Origin of the sequence: Bacteroides sp., from assembly GCA_036351255.1 — a bacterium.
Lineage (GTDB): Bacteria > Bacteroidota > Bacteroidia > Bacteroidales > UBA7960 > UBA7960.
This window is the reverse complement of sequence record JAZBOS010000094.1, coordinates 59902-83304: the sequence shown is the minus strand read 5'-3', so window position 1 is coordinate 83304 and position 23403 is coordinate 59902. Positions and strand designations below refer to the sequence as shown.

Sequence of the window (23403 nt, the reverse complement as noted above, 5' to 3'; positions counted from 1 at the left end):
TTCAGAATAACTCGAAGATCTCGGCAGATTTTGCCGGGATGGTCCAATGTTCAAAGGATGTATACCGTTTTCCGGTAAGCACTTCCACTGCTTCAGCGGCGCCATCCCAACCTTCCCGGTATCTTTCAAGGCTTAAATCTACTGCTTCTTCATTGTTATTCATTACGATCATCACTCGGGCTTCATCATCATACCTGAAATAGACATAAACGTCGTTTTCCGGAACAAAATGCTTTAACCAACCAAAATGGAGAACCGGATTCTCCTTGCGAAACTCTAGCAAGGTTCGGATATGGTCTACCATCTCATTTTGCTGAGGTGTCCGGCCTTCGCGGGTAAAAGCAATCACCGGGTCACCAGGCCAACCGCCCGGGAAATCAGAGCGCATTGGGCCGTGGCCATCGTGTTCCAGGGCTGCTTTTAACAGCTCTGTCCCTGTATATATCTGAGGAATACCCCTTGTGGTCAATAGAAACGTAATGGCCATCTTTTGGTTGCGAAAATCTTCACCTACCCTTGAGAAAAAACGATCGGTATCGTGGTTGTCACCAAAGATAACCAGGTTGTATGGGTTGGCATACAAGAAGTCCATGGCAAGTGAGTTATACAGCCGCATCATTCCGCTGGCCCACCCCCTGCCTTCCTCAAAGGCAAGCCCTATCTCATCGTAAAGCGAAAAATCAAATACACTGGGGATGTTCGAGTCATAACCATCGTGATTCGTTTTTCCACCCTGGAAATAGCTAATCATAGCCGGGATGCCCATCCATGACTCCCCCACGATGTTAAAATAGGGATACTCATCCATCACATAACGAGCCCAGTCCGACATAAAAAACTTATCTGAGTAGGGCTGGGTATCTTTTCGGATGCCCTTTAGTCCGGCATATTCGATCCACCAAACGCTATTCTGGATCAGGTAAGTTGCCAGCAGGCGGTTGCGCTGATTCAGATCGGGCATATTGTGGTCAAACCAGCCGTCGGTCATACGCTTGTGATCACTCCAGGCAACATAAGGATCTACCAGCGTGGTCATCCGGTAAGAGGTACGTGTAAATGCTGGCCATTGGTTAAGCCAGTCGGATGAAGGCAGATCATTCATCCACCAATGGTAATGCCCGCAATGGTTAAAGATCATATCCTTAATGACCTTCAGTCCCCTTTCTTCCGCAAGCTGCACCAGCCGTCTATAGTCCTCATTGGTGCCAAACCTGGGATCAATCCTGTAATAATCGGTGGTAGCATAACCGTGGTAGGAATACCTAGGCTGGTTGTTCTCAAGCAAAGGATTGATCCAGAGCGAAGTGAACCCAAGGTCGCTGATATAGTCCAGGTGATTGATGATGCCCTGTATATCCCCTCCATGACGGGCATCGGGATCACGCCTGTCGGCCTTTTCCAGCATTCCGGGGACTTCATCATTGGAAGGGTCTCCGTTTGAGAACCGGTCGGGCATCAAAAGATAAATGACATCAGAGGCATTAAATCCCTCGCGATATCTGGAATCCTCCTCACGCTCACGCAACTCATAATTGTAGGTGTACTGCAATCCGTGATCATTGAAAAAGTCCATCCTGACCACACCCGGGCTGGCGCTGGAAAGATCAAGAAAAACAAACAGGTAATTTGAATTCTCAACGGCCACAACCTCCTTGAGGCTCACCTCTGAGCCACTGAGTTCAACCCGGGTCATGCCAATATCCGGGCCGTAAACCATCACCTGAAGTTCTGTATGATACATCCCGGCCCACCAGAAAGGGGGCTCAACGCGTTCGGGGGCGGCTTGAGCAATTGTCATCACCGGCATTAGGGCGGTGAAAAGCAACAGACAAGTAAAATACAAGTTAATTTTCTGGGTTTTCATTGATTTGTTAGGGTTTTTTAATTTTCTTTCAAGGAACGATCCAATAGTGTAACGAATGCTTTCAGAATTTTTTCTCAACAAGGTCCCGCGCTTCATCGAGCACCTTTTGCTGTTTTTTCAAATCCAGTCCCAGCTTTCCAAAAGCAACGGGTTTCTCAAGCAATTGCTGGCACAACACCACCTCGTTATCCAGCAATATATCTTTCTGTTTGCGTGTAAGGGTGGTCAAGACGGTGATGGGGAACAAACCAGATCCTTCAATTAAGTCCCTTAAACTTCTCTCTTGCGGGTAATCCCAACCTATCAAAGTCAATCCTGCACACTTTCCATAATCAATGGCGTCTTCGGTAAAGCGCGTATTGGTAACCACCCAGCCTGAAAATCGAAGTCCATTGTTTGAAGGGTTCTTTTCCCAGGTCTTTTTCACATCATTGAAACGGGAATGGATATACAATGGCACCTGCACATTGCAATGCTTACCCTGGCTGTTGTAAAACTTGCACTCTACCATAAAAAGCTCTTGCTTATTCCGTGCTACCACATCCAGTTCGTGCGAGACACATTGCCCTTGGACGATCTGGCTCACCAGGGTCTCATAACCAAGGGTGCCAATGACAGCTCCTACCAAACGCTCAAAGGGATAACCCGAGGGCCCCATTTCCATAATGGCCTTACGAAGACTATAACGGGCAGCTGTGCTACGCTTCAGTTTTCGCAGAATCTGAAAGGCTCTTTTATAGATCTGCGAGGTGGTTATCCCATCATACATCTGTCCCTTCAACTGCTCATAAACCCGTTCGATGACTTCTTGGCTGGCACCCGAACGTTTTAAGGAATGATTTAGTTTTTCTCGTGAAAAGAGTTCCTTCTCTCCTGAATGCTTCTTTACAATAATTTCTTCAGACATAAAAAAACAGTTAGTAGTTAACGATCCTGCATCTTGAGCATGATTTGCGAAATCGCATATTTCCCGGTAATGATCCTGTAAATATACACGCCTTCGGGCAAACCAAATGCATTAAATCGCAAATCGTGACGCCCCGGCTCCATGTGCTGATCCAGAAGGGTTGTTATCACCCTTCCATTGCTGTCGTAAACACGCACTATAACCTGCCCTGCCTCCTTAATCTCAAGGGGGATCACCGTCTGTTCCCGGAAGGGATTGGGATAGTTGCGGGGTGCAATCGGTAGCTGCCCTGTCTCATCAATACCTACCGATAACGAATGCCCTTCCAGGGTAATGTTGTCAAAACGGTTGTTGCCTTCAATGCCGGCAGCTGCCTCGTCGGTAAACAAAATCCGAAAACGCAGGGTTGGGTTATTATTGACTGCTGCAATACCGCTCAGATCAAAGGTTTTAATTTCATAATTGAGTTGAATATTGTATGCGTCACCCAAGGCAATCCAGTTGCTACCCCCATCGGCCGAATAATAAAGCTGCTCTTCCTGGGCACCATTATTGGTACGGTGTACGGCAAAAGTAAGCACCAGGTCGCGGTATCCCGTGGAAGGGGCAGCCAGGATAAGCTCCCGGGTATTGGATGGATTCCGCACCCGAAGGCCATATCCCGCAGGTTGGTTCAGGCGGCCATTCAGCAGGCTGCCGTCGGTCTGGTCCATATAGCCGTCACCTGTGCCCGGATAGGTAATCAAACCATTCCCAACCAAAGAGACATCAGCCGTCACCTGCGTAAAAACCTCGTCAGGCAGATTGTTGAAATGCCAGTAATGGATCAAGGCTTTGTCTTCCACCACCATTAAGTAGGAATGAGAATCACTGCTACCCTCCTGATCGGTAACCATCACTGTAAACTGGAAGTTCCCGCTTTCGGAAGGCATACCAGCTAGCACTCCATTCCCGGCAAGGCTCATCCCCTCGGGTAAGGAGCCCTCAGTTACCGAAAACGAGAAAGGAGGAACCCCACCCGAGACATTGAAGGTATGCCCGGGATAGTATTCATTTAGGACTGCAGCTGGTGGGTTGGTGATATCCAGTGTCAGGGCGGCCGCCACCCCAGTCAGGGCAATGTTGTCGAAACGGTTATTGCCTTCTATGCCGGCTGCCGCCTCGCCGGTAAAGAGGATCCGGAACTGTAATTGTGGATTATCGTTAACCTCCTCAATATTGCTAAGGTCAAAATGCTTCACTGTATAATCCAGAAAAATGTCATAGGCTGTTCCAACCTGGTTCCAGCTTTCTCCACCATCAGTTGAATAATAAAATTCCTCTTCCTGTGCGCCGTTATTGGTTCGGTGTACGGCAAAAGAAAACTGCAACTCACGGTAGCCCGTTGAGGGTGCAGCAATGATCAGTTCACGGGTATTTGAAGGGTTACGAACCCTTAATCCAAATCCTGCAGGAGCATTCATGTTCGCGTTGAGCAAGGTGCCGTCCGTTCGGTCCATATACCCATCACCCATACCGGGGTAGGTGATCAGGGCTCCATCGTTGAGCGAGAAATCAGAAGAAACGGAGGTAAAGGTTTCATCCGGCAGGTTATTAAAATGCCAGTAATGAATCAGGGAATTGGAAAACCAGGCCACAATGGAGGTATCCTGGGTCAGGTTAATGGTGGTCAGGGCAGGGGTCTCTGAAGGAAGACCATCCCAGTGGCTGAAGCGGAATCCAGGTTGAGCAACGGCTTCCACCTCAATGGGTACGTTTTTGAAATAGGAACCTGTCCAGGGATTGGTGATTTGATCAGGTTCCAGACGGTTCACCCGCACCCCGCCTTGCAACAAATTGGAAGAGCTCACCGTTACATTGGCCATCTCTCCCAGGCCAAACTGGGCCTTGAGGTGTTGTTTCAGGTAGCCCGGGCGCTGCTCACCAAAGGAGGCCATTCGGTTAATCTGGGCATTCCAGTGATCTACGTTATAAGGGGTCCGCCAGCGATGGATATGTTCCTCCATCTCGGGGAAGTAAAGCTGACGGTGCTCTTCCAGTTTATTCAGCACATAATCTTCCTGAAACACTGTGTTCATCATGTCGCAAAAGCGGTTAATCAAGGCAAACCTGAATTGCTGGTTTTCGGTAAGCCTTCGGAAGATCAGTGTTGACCAGGCCGGATTGGGCCAGCCCGGACCGTTGGGGGCCAGGGCAAAGGCCAGGGTGTTATGCGCAGGGCCTTCATACACCCCGGGAACATAATCGAAGTTTAACCAAAAACCAAAGTCCGTATCCTTGATCATCCATCGCCAGCGGCCATCATGCCCATAAGGAGCATCCGGCTGATACGAGGGAGTCATCTTCCGCCAGTACTGCAGGTTGTTACCGGGCCAGTCCGTATTCATAAAATAGATCTCTGCCACCTGGTGGTCGATAAAACTTTCAACATCCATTCGAGTCTGAAGGGAGGCATAATTAGATGCATTGCTCATGCTGTTGTTCTGGAGAAACTGAATCATCTCCTGGTAATGTGCCACCCCGTCGGGATTGCCGTTGTCAAGAATTGCATTATTTTCCAGCATGGCATAATCCATCTCACCCAATCCGTAATGCGATTCAATGAACCGGCTGTCAAAGCGATCGCGCACATTGTGTACGCCCCAGTATTCTCCGTTAAGAAAAACCACTACGGGCCTGGAATACTGCAGGTCAAGTTTGGTAACACCCTTCAACAGCGACTGCATAAAGGCATCGCGAAAAATAGCCTGATCCCAGTCGTTTCCGCTATTACGCAGCAGAAAACGTTTAAACTCGAAAACAGGCTTATCGGGGAAAAATTGATAATCAACCCAGGATTCCCCATATTCTGATCGCGCATAAAACCGCAAAGACTTCCTGGGCCTTTGACGGGTCGTACCCCCGTGGGTGCGCACCCCAAGGTTCTGGGCAAAGGCAAGGTTCCCGTCCTCTTCAAAAAACTCTACGTGCGACAACCGCTCCCATTCATCACCTTCCTGGAAATAGTTGCTGTAATTCCCATAAACATAAATCCCGGTATCAGGATCAAAGAAGGCACCATAATGGGCAGCAATGGACACCAGAGGCATGGAGAAACGGGCAGGGCCTTCGGGATCAACAATATAGGTCGCCGTGGTTGTCTCTCCCGGATCCATGCGCGGAGCAAAAGCCCGGGCACGGACGGTGTGAATCTTGAAAATTTCACCGGCAGGCGGAAACCATTGCTCACTGCCGCCACCCACATTATTTGTGGGAATCAGCGAAATAATGTTGGGATCACCGGCACGGCTATCAATCTGAAGGTTTTCCTCAAACAAGGGACTGTCTTCCGTGGGTATGCTGCCATCAGTGGTATACCGGATGGTGGCCCTTGGCATCAGATCCTCTATTACATATACTCCCGCTTCGTAAGTAATTCCATCAAAGGTAATGGTAGCGTCCTCCAGCGGTAGGCCTCCTGCATCCTGAACGAAAAATGTTACCGTAAACAAGGGAGTCTCTGGTTCAGGGGGATTGATGTCACCATACAAATCATTGATCAGCGTATCACCCACAATATTAACCACCCGGTTAGGGTCGCCGCTCCATTCACCATCAGCCCAACCTGCGTTTCGAAAATACTTATACTCATATTGCCCGGGTTCCAGTTCAAAGCTCAGCACATAATAAGCCGAACCCACCGCTTCCTCGTCCATCAGCAAGTCAGGGTTAGTTCCAGGCTCAGGCCACATGGGGTCTGCCATCGTACCGCTCATATATACGTCATCACCCGGAACCACATTTGATCCGGTGGTATTCACCCTGAAGGTTACGCTAAACAGTTCCCGCGAACCAGACTCATTTTCTTTTAAGTCAACAGATTTGCCTTCATTCAGATTGATGAGAATTTCAAGGTCTTCGTCAATGATCGTAACGGTCCCTGAAAGGCTTTCATAACCCGGAGCGCTGACCGTGTAAGCATACTCTCCCGTTTGGGCCGTTTGCATGCCAAGTTCAAACGCGGAGGAATAAAATCCTGCCGGCTGCGAAAAAACTGGCTTCCCAGTCAAATGAGTTACACGCAAATTGTTCTTTTGCTGGGCCCGGGATGAAAATACCCCAACTGCCAGCAAAAAGGAAAGAAATATCAGGAATTTATGGTAAGGAAAGAAAGGTCTCATGGTAAAGCAGATTATTAATGGTAAATTTTTTTCGGAATTTTTTGGAGGAATTTCCCGGGAAAAAAGGCAAACGCTACAGCCACTTTTTGCGGCGGAAATACCAAAGCATCCCCAGGGCTGCAAGGGCCATTACTCCCCATACGGCAGGATAAGCCCATTTCCAGGCCAGTTCAGGCATATGTTTGAAATTCATTCCATACACCCCGGCTAAGAAAGTAAGTGGAATAAAAATGGTGGCCACAATGGTCAATACTTTCATTACTTCGTTGGTACGGTTGCTCAGGCTGCTCAGGTAAAGGTCCATCAGGCCCGAAATAATTTCGCGTGACACCTCTACCCCATCAATGATCTGTATGGTATGGTCGTACACATCGCGAAGATAAATTCGGGTAGATTTCTCCAGCAGGGATGATTCGCTTTTCTCAAAGGTATTCACCAGTTCGCGCAGGGGCCATACCGAACGCCTGAGGACGAGTGCGCGCCGCTTCATGTTATGGATACGGGGCACCATCTGTTTGCTGGGGTTCCCCAGCACCAACTCTTCCAGGTCTTCCATCTCCTCTCCCAGACGCTCAAGGAGGTCAAAATAGCTGTCAACCAAAGCATCCAGCAAAGCATAAGCCAAATAATCGGCCTTCAGTGTACGAATGCGTCCCTTGCCCTGCCTGAGGCGTTCCCGCACCTGATCAAACACATCCCCGGGGCGTTCCTGGAAGGTGATCACCAGGCGTTCTCCAAGCAAAATGCTGATCTGCTCACTGGCCAAGTCGTCATTCTTTTCCCCCGGACTAAGCATCTTCAGGGAGAAAAACAGGTAACTGTCGTAAGCTTCGGCTTTGGGACGCTGTTCTGTGTTGACAATGTCTTCCAGGGTCAGGGGGTGAATACCAAATAACTCTCCGGCTTTCCCCATCAGGCCCATTTCGTGGATCCCGTCAATATTAACCCACGAAACCCCTTGATAGTCCTTGATTTGACTGGCACATTCCTCAAGGCTGGAAGCCTCACCCTCAGTAAAGGTTTGCCGGTCATACTGAATCAGGGTGATTCGCGGAAACTCAATCTTTTGTTCTCCGATATGGATCAGGGAACCGGGGGATAACCCGGTTTTACGCGACCTCTTTTTCCGGTTATTTGCCATAGGGAAAGGGATTCCTGCAAATATCGGAATTTTTACGGACTCTGTCTAATGGCCCGAAAAACGATACTTCAGCGAGATGCCACCCATCCCCAGGCTGATGTCACGACTGGTAAGGGTTCCTATGGGGAGTTTGACAAAGGGTTCAATAACCATGGCGCTGTTCTCGCGCAGGATCACATAACCCAGCGAAAAATTCAGCAATCGCCCGAAGTCAAAACGGCTCAGCGCTCCGTATTTTTCATCTACGCTGAAGGTAGAAGTGGTGTATTGCAATTCCATCTGCCCAGTGGCGTCATTGTAAAAGGACTGCTCCAAAAAAGCAGTGTTGGTACCCGAAAACCTTTGCTGCAGATATACCAGGGAAGACAGACCTGTACTGACATACATCCTGCGTTTGCTGGTTTCCATTACATTGAACTGGGCATTCAGGGGGATCTCAAGGGCCAGCATTTCATATTCATTGTTGCCGGTCAGGTTCACATCGGATGAGCTGTAATTGCCCGAAACATAATCGTACATAAAATCTGACTGGGAAAAATTTACCAACTCAAACTGATGATAGGTAAGCATTCCACCCGAAGCCAGTGTAACTGTAGGCGAAAGGCTGTATTCGGCGGTGACCCCTGCGGCATATCCTGGCCCATCCGACACGCGCTGTTCAGCAAAGGCCAGCATCGAACCTGCCGAGACTCCCCAGGCCAGGCGACCTTCCTTTTCCCTGCCATGCGAGGGGTCTGTAAGGGACAGTGCAGCATCCCGGGGATTAGCATTTTGTTCTCCGGTCCTTTCGTGTTGCGGTCGCAAAACCAGTGTCGGCACCTCAGCCGCTTCATTCTCTTCAGGGGTGGTTCCGGCAAGCGCCTCCCCTTCTGTCTCTGCAGCCTCCGCCAGGATCTCAGAAGGCAGGTCATCCGCTTCCTCAATGGCTGGCCCTGCGAGGTCAATCACCTTCACTTTAGCCTGACGAGGCCTGTATGCAGGCTTATTCCCTTCCGCCAGCAATGAACCTTCTGACGTCAGTGGCTCAGAAGCAAGACCAGGCTCAATGTCCAACGCCTCCCCGGCAGCTTCCGGAACCGAAGCCTTAGGAATTTCCTTCTGAATTTGTGCTGATTGTGCTATTTCCGCCCGCTCAGGCTGAAAGTCCACAAACCAGAATATTGACAAGCCCGTCAGCAAGGCAATGCCAGCCGCCTTGGTCAGGAAGGGCCACAAGGGCACCACACGGGCCTTGCCGCCCCGCTCCAGGCGTGCTTTCATCCCTGCCCAGGCTTCCGCCGGCATGTCTTCCTGCCAGTCATCGAAAGCCTTACGGACATTGTCGGAAAATTGATCATCAAACGGCTTCATGGCGCTGATCTATAATTCTTTCAACATACAATTTCCTGAGCATTTTTTTTGCTCGGCTCAGGTGCGAGCGTGAGGTGCCGGGCGAAACATCCAGCAAACCGGCAATTTCCTCGTGATTAAACCCTTCCACCTCATAGAGGTTGAAAATGACCCGGTACACCTCGGGCAAGCCTTTAAACAAATCCAGGATCTCCTCCGCCCTTAGTTCTTGTTCCAGGTCAGGCTCAATGCCCGGTTCCATTTCGGCAACCGCTTCGTCAAGGAAAATCCTGAATCTTTTGTTGCTCCGGTAATGGTCGAGGGCGGTGTTGATCAGGATACGCCTGAACCAGGTCTTAAAGGGGCGGTCCTGCTGGTATTTGTCAATATTGTCGAACACCTTGTAAAAACTATCATTCAGGATCTCCATGGCATCCTCACGTGAGAGGGCATAACGAAGGCATACCGACATGCCAAAGGCATAAAACTGCCGATAGAGCAATTCCTGAAACTTCCGCTTGCCCTTCCTGCAACCCGAAAGAATGTCCTGTTCGGTATAACCTCCTTGTGTCAAAAGCCCTATGGTTTTCTTTTTTCAAAATTAACTCCATTTTCAGAGAAAACGGGTCCGGCTTTTCTTTTTGATGTTATAAACAGGACAGGAGCCTTCAAAGGGTTCCTCAAAAAAATAAAGAACGTATTCTTTTTGTGCGTTTTCAACAAACCCCTTTCGGGGAAGGCCCGAAAACCGGCAGGGACAAAAGAAACGCACTGCCGGCGCGGGAACCTCAAGGAAGAAACCAAAACCGGTGAAAGAAAAAATTGCTGAACCGGGATCGTTTTCATGGTTAAAAAAATCATTTTAAACAACAAAAGTCCATCTACTGCAAAACCTCGATTCCAAGGGTTTCAGGTCCGTCTACCCCCCTGTATTTCAGGGTATATATGCCCGGATGGGGAAAAACCACCGAAAATTCAGCGCTTTCTTCTACCAGCACATCGGGGCAGGCATAGGCATGATCCCTTTTCAGCCACACCTCCACCTCCATCTCCCAGGCCCGCAAGTGGGTGTCGATGCCGGTGCGGGTGAAGCAGGGCTGGGGCTTGGCATAGGTGACCGTCAGCACGGCCGGTTGGCCGGCATGCAGGCTGTAGGGCACATGAAAGCTTACGATATAAGCCTCAAACTCATCACTTTCCGGGTCTTTCCCAAACCAGTCCCACTCCTTGCTGCACGAGGGCATGAACAACAGCACCCCGGACAGAAAAATCAGTATTCGCAGCTTGTCAATCCTTGTTTTCACGACAATATCTTATTAACGAATGGCAATATGACTGAGCAAAACAATGCTCTGCGGATTTGAGTAATCATACTGGAATATTCCGTCTTGCCCGATGAGGATCAGGATACCGTCGAGGGGAATGACATCGAAGGTGTCAATGTCCTGAAAATGGGCAATCATATTGGATGAAATGGCCAGGGGATTCGAGGCATCGTAAACCTTTAGCCCTGCAGCCCCGTCGCAGATAAACAGCAGCGTGTCATCAATGCCCAGCCCATGGGGGTTGAACATCGGGTAAGATTTAAGCAATTTGGGGTTTTCCAGGTCCGAGAGGTCGATCACATCCAACTGGTTGCTGAAGTTGGCGCAGGCATTGCCCGAGCGAAGCGTGACATAGGCAATGTCGTTGGCCACCACCACCGGGTCGCAAGAATTGATGTGGTTGATTTCGCTAACAAACTGCGGGTGAGCAGCTTCATCAAGGTTATAGATGATCATCCCGGATGTGGTGCCGATGAACAGGTGATTTTCCAGGCGAAACAGGGTTTCCATTTCACGCCAGGTCGAGATGCTGTCGACCGGCGTCATATTTGCGGCATCCGAAATGTCAAGGGTCTTCAATACCCAAGGCGTGGTGACGCTATACAGGTAATGGTCGTTGAGCATAAAGCGGGCCATGCTTCCGCCTACGCCAGCGCTGTTATCGCCGCCCGAACCTATACCGCCGTCCATCGCGTACTCGGCGCCCCACCAGCCGCCCCACCAGCCGCCCCAACCACCATATTCCTCGGTGACGGTTTCCACCTTCCAGCCTACCACCACACCTTTGGTGCGGTCGAGGTCATAAATGGGAAGACTCTGGTCGTATGGGGGCAAAACATCAGGGAAGGCATTCTCCAGGCGGCTGATCACCACCGGGTTCATCACGTCGCTAATGTCGAGTGAGACCAAATCAATATAGCTGTCGGCAAACAGGATGTCGCCCCTGATGGCCATATCCACATTGCCTTCCAGCTCGTAGAAAGCCAGCCGGATGGGGTTGGACGGATCGGCATTGTCAATGACGTGGATGCCCTTGTTCACCTCGTTCACGAAAAGGTAGTTATCCTTGAAATAAATCTTTCCTGCCTGCTGAATTTCCTTGGCAGGTCCCGACTGGAAGGAGTTGCGAAACTCATCAAAGCTTTTGTACACCGGCTTATATACCTCGTGGGTATATTCGTCGTTGACCTTGCAGCCTCCAACAGCAAAGAGAATCAGTAAAGCAAAGACCCCCTGGAATATCAAATTCTTTTTCATTGCAATGAAGTTTTGGTTTGGTTTAAGGCAGTATTCAATCGTTTACACAATCGCCCATACGAAAATCGGGGGGCAAATGCTGCAAGTGACCATAAAAATCATTAAAAAAATCAGGATTCACTTGGATTTTTCCCCAAGCATTCGCATGAAAGCCATTTTTTCCCGAGTATCTTCGCCCATTGATTCTATTGCTTCCCCCAACCTATCTTTTCATATGATACCCATACCATCCTCGGACTTAATACGGAGTTTATACGGTTTAAACCGTACAAACTCCGTATTAACTCCGTATTAACTCCAAGTTTGATTCGGTTTTACCCACTCGATAAGGCCTATGGGAGCAGTAAAATATACCTTTAAGGGATGGAACACCAATAAGCGGGGGCTTTGGATCAAAAACTACCGGGGCTTCAGAAATTGCAAGAAAGAGAAGCATTCTTTCACAGTCAATGTGCCAGGTATGGGCCCGTTGTGCCTGAAAAGGAATTTCCTGTTTTAAATCAGATAAGCTGGGGTTCATTCTCAACTGGAAAATTAACCAGGGCTTCCTGCTTTCGTGAAGGGCCAAAGTCAGGCCAAAGGATTTGAAAAACTTAAAAGGAAAACGATCCGGGGGTTAGTCGTTAAAGGTTTTCTTTTCCGGCCGGAATCTTTCGTTCCCGGTAAGGGTCAGGGATCAAAATTCTCAATGGTCTTGAGGCCATTTCTGTTGAATCCGATGCGGTAGCGCTTCAGTTCGGTTTGGTCCTCATAACGAAACTGAAGAATCATATTCAGGAAATAAAGCTTCTCGGCCTTGATCACCGAATAGCCCAGGGCATTGTCATCCGGGGCAAATAGGGGGACTTCGGGGTTGTCCATTTTTTGCGTCAGGTTGGAGAGGTTAAGTCTCAGGATCTCGACAAGACCATTGATCTGGTAAAGGCTGGACTCATCAAGCAGCTGCCTGTTGAGCCTGACATGCTTTCTGTAAAGGATGATTTGTTCGCCATTGATCCTGTTGTTGGCTTCCAGGATGGGAGAACGGTCCCTGCGTTTAATCACTTCAGGTGGCACTTTGGTTTCGGAAATGTAATCCATGGCTTCTCTGACCTGTCCGATCGCCTTGCGACCCAGTCCCACAATGGTTTTATGATCAAAGCTCCATTTTCCAAGCTTATGGGCAAAATAATACCGTGTCAACTCTTTGATGCGGTCCTTAAGCATATAGCTAATGACCAGGGCAACAAAAAAGGGCATGGTAAGGTTTCCGAAGCGGCTTTGAAAAGAGAATGCCATGGCTGTGGCAAAAACCATTGAAATGCCTGCCGCCAGGCTCAGGTAAACCTGCTCAACCCATATCCGGTCGCGTTTCTTGTTGGTCTTTACGAAAAGTTCGCTCTCGGCATATTTTTTCAGCAGCCCCATCCTGACGGTCAGTTCGCGGTTGTCTTCTTTTTGGTCCCGGCTGACCACCCTGAATCCTATTCTTCGCTTGTAGTCAATTTCATGATGAACAAGGTCAAGGATTTGTCTGCGATAACTTTCAGCCCCCGGAGGCTCCAATTTATCCAGTTTTGAAACAAGCAAAAAAGCATGATACTCAATGAGATTGCTCATAAATTCATCGCCAAAGAGAAAATAGTTGCGATGACTCTTCTGGATTGTGGGGACATTGATGATCCTTCTGAGTTCACGGTATTTAGCGGCAATGCTGGCAGCGTTACTTACGAAACCATCCACCAGGAATTCCTTGTCCTCGGAAAACTCGTTCTTGTCAATATTGGCGACCTCATCGCGGAGGGCACTTTTCAGGATAGAAAGGAACATCCTGATCTGGTATTCGTAAACTTCGGCTGCCGTTCTTGAGGGATGGGAGGCCAGTTGCTCAAAGGCTTCCTGCAGCCTATGGAGGGGGGAATGACCCTCGCCTGCAATGTCGCGCAGGAGGAATACCGGGGTAGAAAGCCGGATGTTGGCCTTCAGGTCGCGGTAGAATTCACCTTTTCCATAAGTAGCCGGATTGACATCAAGGCTATTGGGGATAAAGAACCAGGTATTGACGGAAAACTCACTGATCTTTCGTTTTTTCCTGGCATGGTAGCCCAGTTTCAACTCTACAGTTAAATTGTCGTGAAGTTTAACCAGACTTTCTATCATAGCCTTTTAATAAGGGGCATCAAAAGATTCCAAACACCCCATCAGGAGTGATGCCCAAATAACGGAACCAGGTTTCGCCGGCAATGATGTTGATCACCCAGGCAATGACCATCATCGTGAAGCCGAAGCGGAAGGCATCGGTGAGGGAGTATTGGTCGGTTTCATAAAGCAGGGCGGCGGGCTTGCTGTTAAAGGGCAAAACATAGACATGCTCAATCATAAAGGCCACTGGCAGGGCAAGGCTGAACACTGAAAAGCCAAAACGATTGGCCACCCCGATGGCAATGGGGATAAAGATCATGGTTCGCATGGTTTTCGACTGGAAAATGAGGGCACTGAAAACCATTACCCCGGTAAGCAGAACGTAAAGCAGCCAGAAATGGGTATTATCGCCAATGCCCAGATGGTCAAAGAATGCGTTCACGCTGAGGGATGGCAGGTCGGTGACGTCCAGTCCCGCTCCGAGGGTATAAGCGCCAGCCGAGAAGAGCATCAGGTGCCAGGGGATGTCGACCTCGTTCCACTTGATGATGCCTACCCTGGGCAGCAGGGCCACAATGGCGCCCACGAAGGCCACTGCTGTGGCGCTGATGCCGTGCAGTCGATCGGTGGCCCAGAAGGCCAGGATCAGCACAAAGATGATTACGGCTTTCAATTCCTGGACATCCATCTTCCCGAGCTTCTGATATTCCTCCTTCAGGCGGGCCATCCCCCCCTTGATCTGGGGAAGGCGTTCCCCGGGTTTTAGGGGAAAGAACACCTTCATGGCCAGGAGATATCCAACAAACATCAGGCCCACCATAATGGGAAACTGTGCCATCATCCAGTCGGAGAAATAAACAGGACTGCCGGTGGCGCCCAGGATAAGGGCGGCTGCCAGTAAGTTGGCGCCGGAGCCAGTGACAAAGGCTCCCGCGCCAATATTGATGTCCAGGAGGTTTTGTAGCACGATGCTGCGGCCAAAGTTGTTCTTGCCTTCGCCCGAGCGTGCTCCATATATGGCGGCAATTACCATAAATATAGGAAGCAGGATGGCGGCCTTGGCCGTGGTGGCCGAGATAAAGGCCGACAACACGATGTTGATGAAAATGAAGCTGATGAAAATGGTGCTGGCGTTTTTTCCAAACCGCAGGATAAACCAAAGGGCAAAACGCTTTGCAACCCCCGTGGCCACCAACATACTGGCCAGGACAAACGACATGATGTTGAGCCACATCACGGGGTGGCCCAGTTGGGCATAGGCTTCTTTTTCTGTAAGAACGCCGGTCAGCACCAGGCTAATGATAAGGATGAGCGAAGTGAGATAATTGGGCAAGGCTTCGGTGATCCAGAGGATCAGGGCCGCAAGGAAAATGGCAAGCATATAGGCATTGTGCTGGCTGAAAGCTTCCGCACCGATACGTTCAAACTCCTTCAGGGCCGACTTGGAGACCAGGTCAAGGGCTTCAATATCCTGCAGGAAAGGAACCTTCAGAATGAATCCAAACAGGACAAAGGCCAGTATGGCCATGGGAATCCCGGCGATGGCCAGCCATTTCTCAAAAGGGGTTTTGGATCGCTTTGGCAGCTTCTCAATGCGGTAATGATGCATATCCAGCGGATCAAAGCCATTGTTGTTCTGTTCGCTTTCGGGCAAAATATCAGCCTCTTTCATCCTGTTTCAATTAAGTAAGATAAAAAAAGTTGTAATCGTTTAATTTACAATATCTACCACTTCCTGTAGGGGTTCTTCATCAACATGGAGTTGTAGTAGCGGGTATAGCCGGTTACCTCTTCCCCCAGCCAGTCTGGTTTTTCGAACACTTCGTCCTCAGACGATAATTCTACTTCGGCCATGATCAGTCCCTGGTTCTCACCATAAAACTCATCCACTTCAAAGGTATGCTTTCCTGCCTTTACCAGGTAGCGGGTTTTGTCAATCACCCCCGGTTCGCAGATATTCAGCAACTCCTGGGCTTCCTCAACGGGAATTTCCTTTTCCCATTCATAACGGCTTGCGCCAGATTGGCTTCCGATACCCTTTACGGTAAGAAAACCTTTGTCTCCTTTGACACGCACCCTGACGGTACGTTCAGGAACAGAGGACAAATACCCTTGTACGATGCGGGTTTTTTTGGTCACAAAGGGCTTAAAGTCGCCCTTTACTAAAAACTTGCGTTCTATTTCTTGTGGCATGGCTTTTTTGGTTTATTAGTTATCATCGTTGTCATTGTTGTCGTGGTTGTCATTGTTGTCGTGTTCATTCCCGCAATTTGGGGATTGTCATTGCGGTCAGGTCAAAAGGAAAAGCTGTTTTATTTGAGCACCAACCTGGCCACCAGAAAACCCTGACAACGCGAAGCAGACAAGCTTTTACTCATTTGCCACAGGCTTATCGATCCAGCCTATAACCCGCTTGATAGCCTGCAGGTAGTTGATGTTTTCCACTCCATCGAGACCCACATCCCGAATGGTTTTTTTGATATCTTCCACCTCGGTAGATTCGGAATTTATGGTCACCAACTGGGCTCCGTTTATAAGCACGTATCCAAACTCGCATATGGTATTGTTTACCATGTACCCGTAACGTTCCTTATGCACCCTGACAGCCTGCAAATCCGGATGGTTTTTGATGATGGCCATAAACTCATCAAAGGTGTATACTTCCTGGTCGAGCGAGGGAATATCCACCTGGAAGGCAGGGAAGACCTCATTTTTAAGGATTTCGGGTTTAATGGGGAATTCTCCCTTCATTAGGGGATTCCATTGTTCAAGTCCATCCACGGTTTGCACATAGGTTTTAATGTCCATTTTTCCATCGCGGATCTTGGTGTTGTTGATGTCGTTGGTACGCGATAGGATATAGACCTCATCCGAGTGCCTTTCCCATACCTTTTCGGGTACGGGCACCGAAAGACGCGACATCCTGAAATGAGCTTCATCGAAATCCTGCCCAAAGGATCGGAATTCAAAGCGCGGCTTGGAGATTTCTCCGATTTTTAATTCTTCCTTTTTCATATGTTTGAGTCATTTTCGGGGATATTGGAGAAGCAAGCGGGAAGGGGTGAGTATAGGATTGTGCACACCACACCCCTTCCCTTGCCTCACAAAAGCTGTTTTTAATAACTAGACTTTGACAAAGTTTTTTTTCAATGAGTCCAGAATGTTCTATTGACTATTTGCAGAACCATTGGTAACCGTATTGAGGATTTCCCAGTTATGGGCCCCGTCTTCAAACCGGCCAAATGACTGGGTTGTTTCGAGGGCAGGGATTATCACGAAATCAATGACGTTACCACCAGTATCTTCGAGCCAAACGGCGTCACCACCGCTGCCCAAGCCGAAGCCGCTATCGTCTTCATCATCAACCACGATTACCAGAAAGCCGTTGGCGGGAACCAAAGAGCCGGCAGGGAATTCTTTCTTGGGCTTGGTTCCTTCGAAACCGCCGCTGTCGTATATCTTGTATCCACTGATGTCAATATCGCCGGAGGAAGTATTGTAGATTTCAATCCAATCAGGATTAACATCATCGCCTCTGGAATAAGTTTCGTTCATTACAATGGCAGGAGCATTGGCAGCATCGCTATTAGCTGTTCCACGGGTTACGAAATTCAGCACCTGCCAGTTATGTGCACCATCGGCAAAACGGCCGAAAGACTGGGACTCCTCGAGTGCAGGAATGGCCACAAAGTCCATGACATTTCCATCGGTATCCTCAAGCCAAACAGCATCGCCCCCGCTGCTAAGACCAAAGCCACTTTCATCCTCATCGTCGACAACGATGACCAGGAAACCATTGGCAGGCACAACAGAGCCTTCCGGGAAAAGCTTCTTGGGCTTGGTACCTGCGAAACCACCGCTGTCGTAGATCTTGTAACCGGTGATATCAACATCTTCGGCGGAGGCATTATACACCTCAATCCAGTCTGGGTTGCCATCGATACCCCTTGAGAAAGCCTCATTCAGTTTAACAACAGGCGCTGGACCATCGTTATTGGCCGTTCCGCGGGTAACGAATTCAAGGATCTGCCAGTTGTCGCTTCCATCGGGGAAAGCACCGTAGGAATTGGTTTCTACGGGTACAGCAGGAACTTCCAGGGTGTGGATAACCTCACCGGAAGCATCTTCCAGCCAAAGGGTTTCACCCCCGCTGGAAATACCAAACCCGCTATCTTCCTCGTCATCGACAATAATGACCATGAAACCCTTAGCTGGGATCAGTGAACCTGCAGGGATCTCCTTCTTGGGCTTGGAACCCGACTGTCCGCCACTGTCATAGATTTTGAATCCACTGATATCGATTTCACCGTCAGAAGTATTGTAAATTTCAACCCAGTCAAGGTTTCCTTCAATCCCTCTTGAGTAAACTTCATTCATCAGGATATCAGAGATTTCCGGAGCTGGTGAATCATCGTTGGCGGTGCCACGTGTAACGGTTTCCAGGATCTGCCAGTTGTCGCTTCCGTCGGGCATTCTTCCATAGGATGTGGTCTCAATAGGCATTGCAGGGATTTCCACGTTGTCAATCTGTTCGCCCGCCGCATTTTCAAGCCAAATAATGTCGCCACCGCTTGACAAACCAAAACCAGCCTCATCTTCAGAGTCGACAACGATTACAAAAAAGCCCTTGGGAGGAATAATGGTTCCTGCAGGAAATTCCATTTTGGGTTTTGCACCCGACTGTCCACCTCCATCATAGATCTTGTATCCACTAAGGTCGACGTTTTCATTGGAGGTGTTATAAACTTCAACCCAGTCGGGGTTTTCAGGAACGCCCCTGGAAAAAACTTCATTCATCACAATGGGGGACTCGGCTGTGACGGAATCGTCAATATACACCTCATCCTTCACGCAGCTTGACAGGCCAAAGGCCAGAAGTGCTATGGCTAGTATTATTCTGTTTGTTCTCATCCTTTTAAGAATTATGATTTTTCAATTAAAACGCAACTTCAAATCGCACGGCGATCATATGGAAATCCTCACCGGCAGTGCCTTCAGGATCAACCACAGACATACCGTTAGTAGTTAGTTCACCTGCCTCGTTATAGCCAACAAATAACTTGTTCTTACCTGTTGCATAACGGTCGTGGTTGAGGTAGGCGTAGTTAAGTGAGATTTTAACGTTATGGTTGGCATAATAGTTAAGGCCAAAAGTATAACCTTCGCCAGCACCTCCCATAATGTTTCCTTCACCACGGCTGTTCAGACTCAGGTAATCGTAGCGGAAGGCAATATCGATATCACCCCATTCTTTACCTCTTACAGACTGGGTAAATTCGCCTTCCCCGGTGTTGTAAACATAGTTGCCACCAAAAAGCATTACAGCTCCCTGCATGAAGAAACCGTTAAATTGTTCTGTGGGCAAATCGTCCAGGCGATTAACGTCGGCCATCATAAATTCGGACTGGAAGCGGAAATTCTTGTAATATCCGGCGATTTCCACGTTGCCTAGGAGGGTAAAGTCTACGGATGTAATATCATCGGTATCAATATATTTCTTGCGGTTAATGGAGGATAATGACCTGGTATCGAAGCGGGTCGATCCAATGACCTCAGCAGAGGTTTTGGGGGTACGATAAGAGCCGGCCAAAGCAAAGTGCAGTCCTTTAGTCAGATCATCATACCAGGGCATGGCTACAAACTTACCCGTTAATGAGTAGCCTTCATCCACCCCAAAGTCTTTATTGGCATCCTTTGAGAAAAGCCTTTCTTCCAAGTCATCCACCTTCTGGAAATGAAGGCCAGTATAACCAAGGAACCAGTTCCTGTTATAGGATAGGCCAATCCCAATGGTTCTGGAAGGTGAAATGGCATTGGTCACATTGGGTCTTTCAATGAACTGGGTATACCGTGAAGAGGTGGCCCTTTCCATAGAAAATACTTCCTTGTAGTGACCCACTTTAAACTCCAGGCCTTTAAGGTTGTTGTACTCAAGGTAGGCATCCTTCATTTCGAGTTCAGAGTTGGAAACGTCAATATCAAACTCCCCGTACCAATTTTTACTAAACTGTGATTTGACGGCAAAGCGGGCCCTTCTGAGGGAAGTACCGTTCCCAATTTCATTGTAGGTATCGCCAAAGAATGCAGCCCCATCTGCGTTGATCCTGGCGTCGAACCAAATGCGGTAATCCTGATCCTTGTTTTCAAGGACAAGAATACCGTTGCGTTCTTCGGGAAAGAGCGGGTCACGTTTTACCCTGGCACCGTATTGGTTGTAGCGGATGCTGGAGGCGAGAGCAAGTTCAACTTGTGTCCTGCCCCCAAGAATAACCATCTCCTCTTCATAATCAGGGTGATTGAACAGAAGAACCAGGGATGAATTTTCCGGTACCCCAATGGTAAAACGCCCTGCCGCATTTGTTTTTGCAGTAATGTCAGAGTCATTCACAGTAACTTGCACATCTGCAACGGGGCTACCATCCACTTCGGAAGTCACCACGCCAGTTACATTGCGCACTTGTCCGTAGGCAACAGCGCTAAAGCTGAGCAACAAACAGACAATCAGTAGTTTGCTTAGTTTGTTCATTTCGGTTTAATTGGTTAATGAATAGTTTAACAAAGTTTATTTTTCAATTTTGGGTAAAGATTCTAAACTCAAGTTTGCCAGAAAGCCATGAACTGTTTAAAGGTTTATTAGAAACTGGGGTAAATTCTCCCCGGGTTTTAATTCCAGTTTTTTTCGGAGGCGATACCGTGCAATCTCCACGCTTTTGGCTGAAATATTCAAAAAGGTGGCGATTTCCTTGGTAGAAAAATTCAAGCGGACCAACGTAGCCAGGCGCTTTTCATTTTCAGTTAAATCGGGGAACCGGTTAGAAAGCTTGATCTGAAAGTCTTTGTGAATTTTCTCTATCTGCCCGTAGTATTCATCCAGTTCCTTAGTGAACGACATTTTCTGTTTGAGCAGCACCGATAACTCTTTTAGGCGGGCATCCCGCATGGGGATATCCTCTTGTCCGATCAGTTCATTGATTTGATTGGAAATATTTTCAAGGAAAGCCCTTTGCTCGCTGATATTCATCAATAGGTTATTAAGTTCCTGCCTTTTGAGTTCCAGTTTATTGCTCAGCATGGTGTTTTCCATCTGGATTGTGTTAATCTCCAGTTCACTAAGGGCTTTTTGGGAGTTGTAGGACTGGTTTTGATGAACCAGGAGTTCGTTTTCGGTTTTCAGTCTTAATTCCCTTTGGCGAAAGAACAGGAACAATAGCAGGGCAATGGCCAGAGCTGCCAGGACCAGCAAACCGGGCAGGATCAGATTAAAATTTTGAATACCCCTGTTGACAGCTTCGGTTTGCACTACAGCAGTTTCAATGGTTGCAGTCTCTTTGACGACCACCAGGCCAAATACGTTTTGAACAAAGAAAAGCCCAAGGTAGGTAAAGATGCCTGCGACAAGGGGGGTAGCCACCCAACCAATGGCAATGGATCCAAGAATTTTGCCTTTGATCTCATTGACACCCTTCACCAAACCGATACCTAGGACTGCTCCGATCACCACCTGGGTGCTGGATACAGGTACCAGAGGAAGGGAAGGTAATCCGAGTCCTTGCAGAAAACCAGAGAAAGAGGACGAAGAAAAAAGGAAGAGCACCAATGCCTGAGCCAGCACCACGACCAGTGCGGCCTCAGAGGTCAAAGCAAGGATCCCGCGTCCAACCGTTTCAATCACCTTATGACTGTATGTAAAAATACCCACCGAGATGGCAATGCTACCGATCAGGAAGAGGATCTGGACCCCATCGAGGGTAAACAAGCCAAAGTCAAGCATTACATCAGGTGCCGAGGCCACAAAGACTCCCATGACATTGGCAATGTTGTTGGCGCCAAGGCTGTAGGCACCGAAAGCCCCTGCAAGGATCAATCCTATACGAATGATATAATCGAGTTTAATGACGTGAATCTGCATTCGCAGCAGGCTTCTTCGGAGTAGGAGGTAGAGCAGGGCTGCAAAAACCATCCCCAGCAACGGACCGGTAACCCAGGTGCTTACAATCTTGGTAAGCACCCCATAATCGGTCGTTCGGCCGGCGAAGGCACTCCACCCCACAATGGCTCCCACAACGGCTTGACTGGTTGAGACCGGCAGACCACTTCGTGTCATAAGGAAGACCGTAATGGCAGCGCATAAAGAAACGGTAAAAGCCCCGGCCAAGGCATCTACCGAACCAAGGCTTGACAAGGTTTCAGTGGCTCCCCTCCCTTGAAAAACTGCTCCGATAACCACAAAGATGCTTGCTATCCAGGCAGCCTTTTTAAAGGAGATCATTCGCGAACCCACTGCCGTACCAAAGATATTGGCTGCATCGTTCGAGCCCAGTGACCACCCGAGAAATAATCCGCTTGTAAGAAAAATAAGGGAAAGCATACCTTTCTCCTTTTTAAATTGTGCGTTTTATGGCCATGATGGAAAGCATATCGGCCGCATCCTGGGCTGCATCAGAAAGGGTTTCGATATGCAGGGTGAAATACCGCAAATGAAATTTCTCACTCAGCTTCAATTCGTTCATTTCATGAAAAACTTTTCGCTTGATGGCGTCTGCGAGCTTGTCAGCTTCCTTCTCATACAAATAAACGCGATGAATCTTTTCCTTGACTTTTTCTGGGCTACGGAAATAATCACGGGCCGCAGGTATCACTGAGTCAATGGCTGCAGCCGATACTTCCGTTAGTTTCATCAGATCCTGGTTAAGTTCGGCAGGGATATGGGGCACTTCCACATCAAACTGAAAAAGGTTTTTCTTCGCCATATCAATGATGTTATCCAACACCTCGAGCAAGCGTAAAATATCACCCCGAAGTTGTGGCATCAGCGACTGCGTATAAAGAATATTCTCTAACTTGCGCCGGGTAATGTCGGCTTCTGTTTCAAGGGTAGAGAGTGTCTTTAGGTTATCCACAAAACTCTCCCGATTTCCGAAAAGGTAGTTTTTTACCCCTTCCTTAAATATGAGCGCACCCTCATCAATGCTGTTGAGGAAGGTATCAATGAGCTCAATCGACTTGTTTGCTTGTTTAAAAGAGAACATAGCGACCGTTGGATTTAATGGATACTTACAAATGTATTGAATTATGAAGCAGAACTTCCGTTTCGTAAAGTGCAGGAAAAAACAGGATAGAATTAGTTGTAGAGTTTTTGTAAAATTATAAATTTCTCACTGCAAGTTACTTGAGCAATTTCTTGTTGTGTATTGATTTCAAAAAAAATCAATGAATCGTTCTTAATGTAGAGCTTATGTTTGGGTTTTTTTCTGGTTTTTTTAACCTTTTGATTAAAAAATTAAGCTGAATTCTGAATA

Annotated in this window: 16 protein-coding genes; all 16 read right to left on the bottom strand. The window is 48.3% G+C overall.

What is annotated here, in order from left to right; translation table 11 throughout:
* Nucleotide 1: 1 nt before the first annotated feature.
* Nucleotides 2-1864, bottom strand: a complete 1863-nt coding sequence (locus V2I46_09470) for a glycoside hydrolase family 13 protein (protein MEE4177726.1) — start codon at nucleotides 1862-1864, stop codon at nucleotides 2-4.
* 61 nt (nucleotides 1865-1925) lie between these two features.
* Nucleotides 1926-2771, bottom strand: a complete 846-nt coding sequence (locus tag V2I46_09465; GenBank protein MEE4177725.1) for an ATP cone domain-containing protein — start codon at nucleotides 2769-2771, stop codon at nucleotides 1926-1928.
* A gap of 17 nt (nucleotides 2772-2788) precedes the next feature.
* Nucleotides 2789-6931: a CotH kinase family protein gene (locus V2I46_09460; GenBank protein ID MEE4177724.1), complete on the bottom strand. Its 4143-nt coding sequence runs from the start codon at nucleotides 6929-6931 to the stop codon at nucleotides 2789-2791.
* A gap of 73 nt (nucleotides 6932-7004) precedes the next feature.
* The gene (gene corA, locus V2I46_09455) at nucleotides 7005-8072 is read right to left on the bottom strand and encodes a magnesium/cobalt transporter CorA (GenBank protein ID MEE4177723.1); all 1068 of its coding nucleotides are present in this window, start codon (nucleotides 8070-8072) and stop codon (nucleotides 7005-7007) included.
* A gap of 45 nt (nucleotides 8073-8117) precedes the next feature.
* Nucleotides 8118-9422, bottom strand: coding sequence for an outer membrane beta-barrel protein (locus tag V2I46_09450; GenBank protein MEE4177722.1), 1305 nt, complete (start codon nucleotides 9420-9422; stop codon nucleotides 8118-8120).
* Nucleotides 9409-9975, bottom strand: coding sequence for an RNA polymerase sigma factor (locus V2I46_09445; protein ID MEE4177721.1), 567 nt, complete (start codon nucleotides 9973-9975; stop codon nucleotides 9409-9411). The genes V2I46_09450 and V2I46_09445 overlap by 14 nt, the downstream gene beginning before the upstream one ends.
* Nucleotides 9976-10282: 307 nt before the next feature.
* Entirely contained in the window at nucleotides 10283-10705 is a 423-nt protein-coding gene (locus V2I46_09440) for a hypothetical protein (protein MEE4177720.1), read from the bottom strand.
* 12 nt (nucleotides 10706-10717) lie between these two features.
* Nucleotides 10718-11983 (bottom strand): hypothetical protein, encoded by a 1266-nt coding sequence (locus V2I46_09435; protein MEE4177719.1) that lies wholly within the window; start codon nucleotides 11981-11983, stop codon nucleotides 10718-10720.
* Nucleotides 11984-12652: 669 nt separating this feature from the next.
* A complete protein-coding gene (locus V2I46_09430) occupies nucleotides 12653-14122 on the bottom strand; it encodes a hypothetical protein (protein MEE4177718.1) in 1470 nt (489 codons plus the stop codon).
* 19 nt (nucleotides 14123-14141) lie between these two features.
* Nucleotides 14142-15776 (bottom strand): DASS family sodium-coupled anion symporter, encoded by a 1635-nt coding sequence (locus tag V2I46_09425; protein MEE4177717.1) that lies wholly within the window; start codon nucleotides 15774-15776, stop codon nucleotides 14142-14144.
* A 53-nt stretch (nucleotides 15777-15829) separates the two neighbouring features.
* Nucleotides 15830-16297: a CYTH domain-containing protein gene (locus V2I46_09420; GenBank protein MEE4177716.1), complete on the bottom strand. Its 468-nt coding sequence runs from the start codon at nucleotides 16295-16297 to the stop codon at nucleotides 15830-15832.
* 177 nt (nucleotides 16298-16474) lie between these two features.
* On the bottom strand, nucleotides 16475-17119 hold the full coding sequence (locus tag V2I46_09415) for a hypothetical protein (protein MEE4177715.1): 645 nt from the start codon (nucleotides 17117-17119) through the stop codon (nucleotides 16475-16477).
* Nucleotides 17120-17269: 150 nt separating this feature from the next.
* Complete coding sequence (locus tag V2I46_09410; GenBank protein ID MEE4177714.1) at nucleotides 17270-19015, bottom strand: lamin tail domain-containing protein; 1746 nt, start codon at nucleotides 19013-19015, stop codon at nucleotides 17270-17272.
* A gap of 25 nt (nucleotides 19016-19040) precedes the next feature.
* Nucleotides 19041-20630, bottom strand: a complete 1590-nt coding sequence (locus tag V2I46_09405) for a porin (protein MEE4177713.1) — start codon at nucleotides 20628-20630, stop codon at nucleotides 19041-19043.
* 96 nt (nucleotides 20631-20726) lie between these two features.
* On the bottom strand, nucleotides 20727-22472 hold the full coding sequence (locus tag V2I46_09400) for an inorganic phosphate transporter (protein ID MEE4177712.1): 1746 nt from the start codon (nucleotides 22470-22472) through the stop codon (nucleotides 20727-20729).
* 13 nt (nucleotides 22473-22485) lie between these two features.
* Nucleotides 22486-23133 carry a DUF47 family protein gene (locus V2I46_09395; GenBank protein MEE4177711.1) on the bottom strand — a complete coding sequence of 216 codons (648 nt, stop codon included), beginning with the start codon at nucleotides 23131-23133 and terminating at the stop codon, nucleotides 22486-22488.
* Between the last annotated feature and the right edge of the window lie 270 nt (nucleotides 23134-23403).

What these genes read in the sequence shown, in the direction of transcription:
- V2I46_09405 (MEE4177713.1), bottom strand. Translation starts at nt 20,630, where the DNA reads ATGAACAAACTAAGCAAACTACTGATTGTCTGTTTGTTGCTCAGCTTT.
- V2I46_09415 (MEE4177715.1), bottom strand. Translation starts at nt 17,119, where the DNA reads ATGAAAAAGGAAGAATTAAAAATCGGAGAAATCTCCAAGCCGCGCTTT.
- V2I46_09470 (MEE4177726.1), bottom strand. Translation starts at nt 1,864, where the DNA reads ATGAAAACCCAGAAAATTAACTTGTATTTTACTTGTCTGTTGCTTTTC.
- corA (MEE4177723.1), bottom strand. Translation starts at nt 8,072, where the DNA reads ATGGCAAATAACCGGAAAAAGAGGTCGCGTAAAACCGGGTTATCCCCC.
- V2I46_09400 (MEE4177712.1), bottom strand. Translation starts at nt 22,472, where the DNA reads ATGCTTTCCCTTATTTTTCTTACAAGCGGATTATTTCTCGGGTGGTCA.
- V2I46_09425 (MEE4177717.1), bottom strand. Translation starts at nt 15,776, where the DNA reads ATGAAAGAGGCTGATATTTTGCCCGAAAGCGAACAGAACAACAATGGC.
- V2I46_09420 (MEE4177716.1), bottom strand. Translation starts at nt 16,297, where the DNA reads ATGCCACAAGAAATAGAACGCAAGTTTTTAGTAAAGGGCGACTTTAAG.
- V2I46_09410 (MEE4177714.1), bottom strand. Translation starts at nt 19,015, where the DNA reads ATGAGAACAAACAGAATAATACTAGCCATAGCACTTCTGGCCTTTGGC.
- V2I46_09460 (MEE4177724.1), bottom strand. Translation starts at nt 6,931, where the DNA reads ATGAGACCTTTCTTTCCTTACCATAAATTCCTGATATTTCTTTCCTTT.
- V2I46_09430 (MEE4177718.1), bottom strand. Translation starts at nt 14,122, where the DNA reads ATGATAGAAAGTCTGGTTAAACTTCACGACAATTTAACTGTAGAGTTG.
- V2I46_09450 (MEE4177722.1), bottom strand. Translation starts at nt 9,422, where the DNA reads ATGAAGCCGTTTGATGATCAATTTTCCGACAATGTCCGTAAGGCTTTC.
- V2I46_09395 (MEE4177711.1), bottom strand. Translation starts at nt 23,133, where the DNA reads ATGTTCTCTTTTAAACAAGCAAACAAGTCGATTGAGCTCATTGATACC.
- V2I46_09435 (MEE4177719.1), bottom strand. Translation starts at nt 11,983, where the DNA reads ATGAAAAAGAATTTGATATTCCAGGGGGTCTTTGCTTTACTGATTCTC.
- V2I46_09465 (MEE4177725.1), bottom strand. Translation starts at nt 2,771, where the DNA reads ATGTCTGAAGAAATTATTGTAAAGAAGCATTCAGGAGAGAAGGAACTC.